Source organism: Protofrankia sp. Cr1 (assembly GCF_963555865.1).
Taxonomy (GTDB): Bacteria; Actinomycetota; Actinomycetes; order Frankiales; family Frankiaceae; genus Protofrankia.
The window spans coordinates 1-5945 of sequence record NZ_CAUVXO010000215.1 but is presented as its reverse complement, the minus strand read 5'-3'; the positions used below and the strand labels follow the sequence as shown (position 1 = coordinate 5945).

General features: G+C 68.3%; 6 protein-coding genes. 3 read left to right on the top strand and 3 right to left on the bottom strand.

Going from position 1 to position 5945, the window contains the following annotated elements:
* Positions 1–176 precede the first annotated feature (176 nt).
* Positions 177–1067: an LLM class F420-dependent oxidoreductase gene (locus tag U9980_RS16600; protein WP_322768747.1), complete on the bottom strand. Its 891-nt coding sequence runs from the start codon at positions 1065–1067 to the stop codon at positions 177–179.
* 293 nt (positions 1068–1360) lie between these two features.
* Between U9980_RS16600 and U9980_RS16595 the strand changes: the two genes are divergently transcribed.
* Positions 1361–1867, top strand: a complete 507-nt coding sequence (locus U9980_RS16595) for a MaoC family dehydratase (protein ID WP_322768746.1) — start codon at positions 1361–1363, stop codon at positions 1865–1867.
* Positions 1868–1921: 54 nt separating this feature from the next.
* On the opposite strand, the gene U9980_RS16590 is transcribed toward U9980_RS16595, so the two are convergent.
* On the bottom strand, positions 1922–2353 hold the full coding sequence (locus U9980_RS16590; RefSeq protein ID WP_416210297.1) for an NUDIX hydrolase: 432 nt from the start codon (positions 2351–2353) through the stop codon (positions 1922–1924).
* Between the two features lie 27 nt (positions 2354–2380).
* On the opposite strand from U9980_RS16590, the gene U9980_RS16585 reads away from it, so the two are divergent.
* The gene (locus U9980_RS16585) at positions 2381–3871 is read left to right on the top strand and encodes an ATP-binding protein (RefSeq protein ID WP_416210296.1); all 1491 of its coding nucleotides are present in this window, start codon (positions 2381–2383) and stop codon (positions 3869–3871) included.
* A 378-nt stretch (positions 3872–4249) separates the two neighbouring features.
* Positions 4250–4981 carry a 3-oxoacyl-ACP reductase FabG gene (gene fabG / locus U9980_RS16580; RefSeq protein ID WP_416210298.1) on the top strand — a complete coding sequence of 244 codons (732 nt, stop codon included), beginning with the start codon at positions 4250–4252 and terminating at the stop codon, positions 4979–4981.
* 128 nt (positions 4982–5109) lie between these two features.
* On the opposite strand, the gene U9980_RS16575 is transcribed toward fabG, so the two are convergent.
* Positions 5110–5859 (bottom strand): enoyl-CoA hydratase-related protein, encoded by a 750-nt coding sequence (locus U9980_RS16575; protein ID WP_322768742.1) that lies wholly within the window; start codon positions 5857–5859, stop codon positions 5110–5112.
* Positions 5860–5945: the final 86 nt, after the last annotated feature.

Genomic DNA, 5945 nt, shown 5'->3' with positions numbered 1-5945 from the left:
CCCCCAACGAGTCGGCGTTCAAGCGGGTACACGGGGCGGCCGAGCTCCAGCGGCGATGGTTGGCCGCCGGAACCGACCTACGGGATCCCACCCGCCCGCAGCTGCGCCTCGACCTCGACCTCGACGACAGCTGACAGCTGACAGCTGACAGCTGACAGCTGACAGCTGGAACACGATCAGGAGCCGGTACCGATGTCGGCAAGGTCCTTGACCACCGGCACACAGGCCCGCTCGATCCAGGCGTCCGCCGGCTCGCCGCCGGGCGGCACCACGATGACCGTGTCCACGCCGATCCGCGCATACTGCTCCGCGTCAGCCAGGAACGCGCTCGGCTCGCCGCGAGTCAAGGCGTCACCGCCGTGGAGAATCGTCTTGGTGATCTCGGCGTAGTCGCGGCCGACCGCGTCGCAGTGAGCTTTGAGCACGTCGAGTTTGTGCGCGACCGCATCCACCGAGGGCGCGAACAGGTTGCAGGCATCCGCGTAGGTGGCGACCAGACGCAGCGTCTTCTTCTCCCCGCCTCCACCGATCAGGATCGGCAGTCGTGGCCGGCTGATCGGCGCGGGCACGCAGAGCGTCTCGGCGAGCTGGTAGTGCCGGCCGTCAAACGGGCCGTTGTCGTCACTCCACATCTGCCGGCAGATCCGCAGCGTCTCCTCGAGCCGCTCGAACCGCTCGGCGAGTGGCGGGAACGGCACGCCCAGACCGTGGTGCTCGCGGTCGTACCAGGCTGCGCCGATGCCGAGTTCCGCCCGCCCGCCCGAGAGCACGTCCAGCGTTGCCACGATCTTCGCCAGCAGTCCCGGATGCCGGTAGGTCGTGCCGGTGACCAGGAGGCCCAGACGCAGCCTGGCGGTGTGGGCAGCCAGGAAACCCAGCGTCGTGTAGCCCTCCAGCATCGGTTCATCCGGGGGGAACATCGCCTCCATCTGGAAGTAGTGGTCCATCACGCTGAGATGGGCCACCCCCGCGTCATCGGCGATCCGGGCGGCACGCGCCAGGACCGGCGCGATCGCCTCGGTGCCGCCCGGCCAGGTGAACCGGACCACATGTACGCCCAGCTGCATCGCCAACTCCTCACGTCCCGCGACGCGGTCATCGCGTCGTCATCACACAGCCATCCCACAGTCATTACACGGTCATCGGCCGGATGGGCGCCGACCGCCGCCTGCTCCATCCTGACCGAAAAAGCCGGACCGGTCACTGCCGGGTACACGATCATCCCCTGGTCGCAAATCCGGCGGATGTGCGACCGACCTGGGAGGATCGGCAACGGGTTCAGGTGCCAGGTGTCCAGGTGCGGGTCCAGGCATGGCCGCGTCCATGACGGAGCTCACGCTGCAGCGAGGAGAGCTACATCATGCAGTTTGGTCGTTACTACGAGGAGTTCGAGGTCGGTGCCGTCTACAAGCACTGGCCAGGCAAGACCATCACCGAGTACGACGACCATCTGTTCTGCCTGCTGACCATGAACCACCATCCGCTGCATCTGGACGCGAACTACGCCGAGCAGACCACCGAGTTCAAGCGGAACGTGGTCGTCGGCAACTACGTGTACTCGCTGCTGCTGGGCATGTCCGTGCCCGACGTTTCGGGCAAGGCGATCGCCAACCTCGAAGTCGAGTCGCTCAAGCACGTCAAGCCCGTGTTCCACGGCGACACGATCTACGGCGAGTCCGAGGTGCTGGACAAGATCGAGTCCAGGAGCAAGGACGACCGGGGCATCGTTCAGGTCGAGACCCGCGGCTACAACCAGGAGGGCACCCTGGTCTGCATCTACCGCCGCAAGGTGATGGTGCCCAAGCGTTCCTATGGCGATGCCCGCGGCGGGGAGCAGCCCGGCCGTCCCGTGCCCAGCGGTAGCTGAGGCCGCCCGACCCGCGCTTGTTGATCCGCGCTTGTTGACCTAACTCCCGCCCGATCAGCCGCCTGGGGCCGCGACGATACCCCAGGCGACGAGTGCGTCGAGCAGACCTTCGGTGAGCGCCATCGCGCCCAGATCGGCGCACCAACGCACGTCCGCCGCGTCATCCCCGGCCTGTAGCTCCCCGCCGATGACATGGCAGACGTAGTCGGCGATGTCGTAGACCACCCCGCCGGACCCCGGACCGCCCGGCCCCGGGCGCGTCACCCGCCCGACCAGCCGTCCGACCGTCACCTCCAGGCCGGTCTCCTCGCGGATCTCCCGGACGAGCGCGGCGGTGTCGCTCTCCCCCGCCTCGACCCGCCCGCCCGGCAGCGACCACAGGCCGCGGCCGGGATCCCGCGCCCGCTGGACGAGCAGCAGCGCGCCAGCCGCGTCCATGATGATCGCCCCAACACACGGAACCCGTCGCGACACCTGCCCAGCCAACCAGATCCTCTACTGATCGCCGGTAGCATGCCTCTATGTAGATGCCATCTACATAGATGGGATACCCCCGTGTCGCGAGGTTTCGTTGGAAGAGCAACCGAACTTGGCCTCCTGCGCAAGCGTCTGGACCAGGTCGTAGCATCCCGTCGCGGGAGCGCGGTCGCCATCCGCGGCCGCCGCCAGGTGGGAAAGTCACGCCTTGTGCAGGAGTTCTGCGATCAGGCCGGTGTCCCCTACCTCTTCTTCACCGCGACCAAGGGTGCCTCGCCCGTCGAATCGGTGGCCGCCTTCTTCCTGGACCTCAGGGACTCGTTCCTGCCGATCGATCGTGACCTCGTACCGGCAGAATCCGCGGGAAGGTGGCCGGACGCCTTCCGTGTCCTCGCCGCGGTCCTACCGGATTCCCCGGCCGTCGTCGTCCTCGACGAACTTCCCTGGCTCGCCGAGCAGGACGGTCTGTTCGACGGCGCGCTGCAGACGGCCTGGGACCGACTACTCGCCGGGCGCCCCGTCCTCCTGCTGCTGCTCGGCAGCGACATTCACATGATGGAACGGCTCACCGCCTACGACCGTCCGTTCTTCGGACGAGCCGACAACCTCATCCTCGGCCCCCTCAACCCGGCGGAGACCGGACACGCCCTCGGGCTGGGCCCGGCCGACGCGATCGACGCTCATCTCGTCTCCGGCGGACTGCCAGGCATCCTGCGGAACTGGCCACCCGGAACTCCGCCGCTGCTCTTTGTCGAACAGGAATGCGCCGATCCGGCCTCGCCCCTGTTCAGCGTGCCGGAATCGACGCTGCTGGCCGAGTTTTCCGCACCCGATCAGGCACGACGCGTCCTCGAGGCGATCGGCAGCGGAGACCGCACCCAGGCCAACATCGCCGCATCCGCCGGCAACCGGGAGGGTGCTCTGCCGTCGGGATCGCTGTCGCCGCTGCTACGCCGACTGGTCGGGGAGAAGCGGGTACTCGCCGTCGACGAACCGCTGTCGACCCGCCCCGGTAAGCCTGCGCTCTACCGGATCGCAGACAGCAACCTGCGCTTTTACCTCGCCGCGCTACGGCGCGCTCAGGAACAGGCACGCCGCGGACGACCCGAATCGGCCTTCCGGCTCGTGCAACGTCGCTGGCCGGCGTGGCGGGGCAGGGCGGTCGAGCCGCTGGTCCGCGAATCGCTGGAACTCGCGTCGGCGTCCGGCGCGTCCCCCTGGCCCGATGTTGAAACAGTTGGCGGTTGGTGGAACCGCCAGTTCGACCCGGAGGTGGACCTGGTCGGAGCCGACCGGTCACCCGTGGCGCAGCGCCTGTACGTCGTCGGATCGGTCAAGTGGTTGGGAACCCCGTTCGACGACCACGACCTCGCGGAACTCATGCGGAGCGCGGTCGCGGTGCCCGGCTTCACGCTCGGCGGCACGGGATTCGCCGTCGTGTCCCTCTCCGGCACCAACCCGGGTATGGACCTCACCAAGGTGGATCTCGTCTGGGGACCGGGCGACGTCCTCGCCGCCTGGCAATAGACGTCCGGAGCCAACCGAGGGACATCCGGAGCCAATTGCCGTAGGTAGAAACGGCTACCCCCACGGCCGAAACCACCGACGGCCTAGCCGGACACACACCAGACCGTAGGTAAAAATGGTTGCCCCCACGACCGAAACCACCTACCGCCCGTGGCCCATGCCCACGCTTTCCGGACACAGAGCGCCGCTGAACTGCCGGATGATCGGCGTCGGTCATCCGTGCAGGCCGCGATCACGCGCCCGCGGAGGGGCGGACGCGGTATTACTGCTGACAAGGACTCGTGACAAGGACTCGTGACACGGACTCGCCTGTTCTGCGGCCGAGCCGACGATGTGCGCGCCGCCGGCGCGCATGCACGCGTGGGGAAGGGAGCACCCGTGGGACTACTCGAGGACAAGGCTGCTGTCATCACCGGTGGCGCGCAGGGCCTGGGGCTCGCCATCGCCCAGCTCTTCGTCGCCAACGGCGCCAGGGTGGTGCTGGCCGACATCAACATCGAAAAGGCCACCGAAGCGGCGAAGGAGCTCGGGGCCGCGATCGCCGTACGCACGGACGTCACCAAGGAGGACGACGTCCAGGCGCTCGTCGAGGCCTGCCAGCAGGAATACGGCCGGATCGACATCATGGTCAACAACGCCGGCGTCACCCGCGACGCCAGCATGAAGAACATGTCCGCCGACGACTTCCGGCTCGTGATCGACATCCACCTCTTCGGGGCGTGGCTCGGCACCAAGGCGGCCGGCCTGGCCATGAAGGCACAAGGCGCCGGCTCGATCATCAACATGTCGTCGATCTCCGGGAAGGTCGGCAACTTCGGCCAGACCAACTACAGCGCGGCCAAGGCCGGCATGGTCGGGCTCACCAAGGCCGCCGCAAAGGAGCTGGCCCGCGGCGGGGTCCGGGTCAACGCCATCCAGCCCGGCCTGATCCGGACCGCCATGACCGAGGCGATGCCGCGCGACGTCTGGGACTCGAAGGTGGCCGAGATCCCGATGGGCCGGGTGGGCGAACCCGCCGAGGTGGCCGGCGCCGCGCTCTTCCTGGCCAGCGAACTGTCAAGCTACATGACCGGGACGGTGCTGGAAGTCGGCGGCGGGCGCTACATCTGACCATCCCCACACCCGACCAGCCAGCTGGCGGCCCGGCGCGTGTCGTGCACGTTGACGACCGCGCCGGGATCCCGGTGCGGCAACGATCGGTGCGGCAACGATCGGTGCCGGAATGCTCTGAGCGCCGCCTACCGGCCCGTCCACTCTGGCGAACGTTTGTCCAGGAAGGCGCGGATGCCCTCCTGACTGTCCTCGGAGGCGACGACCGTGGCGACCGCGTCGGCTGTCGCCTGCCAGCCCTCGTCATCGTCGGCCGCGACCAGCCGGTTGACCGCGGCGAGGCTCGCCCGAACGGCGACTGGCCCGTTGGCGCAGATGGTCGTCGCCAGGCGCACGGCTTCGGTGAGCGCCTCGCCCGGTTCGGTCACCATGTTGACGAGCCCGAGCGCATACGCCCGCTCCGGATCGAGCGGCCGCCCGGTGAGCAGCAATTCCTTGGCGACGTGCAGCGGCAGCGCACGCGGTGCCCGAAACAGCGCGCCGCTGGAGGCGACCAGCCCGCGGATGACCTCAGGCAGCCCGAACTGGGCCGTGCGTGCCGCGACGATCAGGTCGCAGGCCAGCGCGATCTCGAAACCACCCCCCAAGGCCCAGCCCTCGACCGCGGCGATCAGCGGTGTGGTCCGGCGCCGGCGGATGATCCCGTATTCACCGCCTCGTTCGGTGACGGCGTCCCGGCCGTCGACGAGGTCGGTGCCGGCGGAGAACACCGCACTCGTTCCGGTGATCACCCCGGCCCAGAGGTCGGGATCGTCGTCGAGCTCGTTGAGGGCCGCGTCGATGCCGAAGGCCATCTCGCGGTCGATGGCGTTGCGCTTGGCCTCGCGGCGCATCGTGACGATGAGGATCCGTCCGCGACGCTCGGTATCCACTGGCACCCAGCCACCCCCTTGCGCCACGATGAACCAGATCACCCTGTTGATGGTTGGTTAGCGAAGCTAGCAGAAAAGCGGACAAGAAAAGG

What these genes read in the sequence shown, in the direction of transcription:
- U9980_RS16585 (WP_416210296.1), top strand. Translation starts at nt 2,381, where the DNA reads ATGCCTCTATGTAGATGCCATCTACATAGATGGGATACCCCCGTGTCG.
- U9980_RS16595 (WP_322768746.1), top strand. Translation starts at nt 1,361, where the DNA reads ATGCAGTTTGGTCGTTACTACGAGGAGTTCGAGGTCGGTGCCGTCTAC.
- U9980_RS16600 (WP_322768747.1), bottom strand. Translation starts at nt 1,067, where the DNA reads ATGCAGCTGGGCGTACATGTGGTCCGGTTCACCTGGCCGGGCGGCACC.